The organism is Corynebacterium sp. HMSC14H10 (assembly GCF_001807105.1).
In the GTDB taxonomy this organism is placed as follows: domain Bacteria; phylum Actinomycetota; class Actinomycetes; order Mycobacteriales; family Mycobacteriaceae; genus Corynebacterium; species Corynebacterium jeikeium_D.
Genome location: NZ_KV787419.1, coordinates 1 through 1,667, shown reverse-complemented (window position 1 = coordinate 1,667; position 1,667 = coordinate 1). Strand labels below are relative to the sequence as shown.

General features: G+C 56.9%; 1 protein-coding gene. It reads left to right on the top strand.

The window, feature by feature from the left end; all coding sequences use genetic code 11:
* Window positions 1-49 precede the first annotated feature (49 nt).
* Window positions 50-1,629 (top strand): IS3-like element ISPsy31 family transposase gene (locus HMPREF3135_RS11130; RefSeq protein ID WP_085991147.1). Its coding sequence is split into 2 segments (ribosomal slippage): window positions 50-539 and window positions 539-1,629, totalling 1,581 coding nucleotides; the frame shifts between segments, so codons are not numbered across the junction.
* The last annotated feature ends 38 nt before the right edge of the window (window positions 1,630-1,667 follow it).

The following is a 1,667-nucleotide window of genomic DNA, read 5'->3' as shown; positions in this document are numbered from 1 at the left end:
CCCCCGGTGTCAGGATAGTTGTCGCCTCTCCGGTTTTTCCTAAAAAAGCATGACCGGGGGCGGAAAGAGACTGATCGTGCCGTACTATTCGCCTGAACGCAGAGCTGCATTACTCAAGATGCTGCTCCCCCCGCTGAACCTGTCGATGGCCGAGGTTTCCCGCCGCGAAGGGGTCAGTGAAATGTCTTTGTCCAACTGGCGCAAGCAGCTCAGTTATGAAGGAAACGAAGTGTCTGAAAATACTCCCCTGACCGAAAAATGGTCAGCCGAAGCCAGGTTTGCTGTTGTGCTCGAAGCCGCCGGTTTATCCGAGATCGACCTGAGCGAGTATTGTCGCCGCAAAGGCCTTTATCCCGAGCAGATCAACGCGTGGCGACACTCGTTCATCACGGGCCAGAAGCCGGAAAAGACCCAGCAAAAAGAAGACCGTGAGCAATCTCGCAAAGACAAGAAACGCATACAGGAACTTGAGCGCGAACTGCGCCGCAAAGACAAGGCGCTCGCTGAAACCGCGGCGTTGTTGGTGCTGCGAAAAAAGCTCAACGACTACTGGGGGACCGTCGACGAGGACAACTGACGTCCTTGCCTGAGCGCCTGTTACTGATTGACTGGCTAAATACCGCTGTTGCAGAGGGAGCCCGAAAAGCAAGGGCCTGCCAGGAAATCGACCTGTCATTGCGTACCTTGCAGCGATGGACGCAGACAGACGTTTTCAAGGCTGATGCCCGCACAACGGTCACGCGGCCGACTCCGTCCAATGCACTGAGCGACGTTGAGCGCCAAGCTATTATCACACTGTGCAACAGCCCTGAGTACGCTCACCTGCCGCCCAGCCAGATCGTGCCACGGCTGGCCGATCAAGGGTGTTATCTGGCGTCGGAGGCCACGTTTTATCGCGTCTTGCGGGCCGCAGGTCAACAACAGCGTCGAGGGCGCAGTCAGCGTCCCAGACGATATGCGGCACCGACGACACATGCAGCCAAAGCGCCGAATCAGGTGTGGTCGTGGGACATTACGTACCTGCCGTCACCGATAAGGGGCAAGTATTATTACCTCTATTTGATCGAGGATATTTACAGCCGCAAGGCCGTTGGCTGGGAAGTTTACGAGATGGAAAGCGGCGAGAAAGCCGCCGCCCTGCTGCAACGCAGCGTGATAGGCGAGCAGTGTTTGCACGAGCCGCTGGTGCTGCACTCGGACAACGGTGCGCCGATGAAATCGGTGACGTTGTTAAGCAAGATGTATGAACTGGGCATCACCCCGTCGCGTGGGCGACCGCGTGTCAGCAACGACAATCCTTACTCGGAGTCGCTGTTCAGGACACTGAAATACTGCCCGCAATGGCCGCAGGACGGGTTTGCCAGCCTTGACGCGGCACGCCTCTGGGTGAGGGATTTCATGCGTTGGTACAACAATGATCATCGGCACAGCCGGATACGTTTCGTGACACCGACTGAGCGGCATCGAGGGCTGGACCATCAGATCCTGGCCAGGCGACATGAGCTGTACGAGCAAGCCAGAGAGAAAAGGCCAGAGCGGTGGTCGAGGGAGACACGCAACTGGGAACCGATCGGCACCGTGCTGTTAAACCCGGATCGAGAGCAAAACGTTGAGAAAAAAGCAGCATAGTTAGACGGTTGACGCGACAACTACCTTGAAAAACGCCG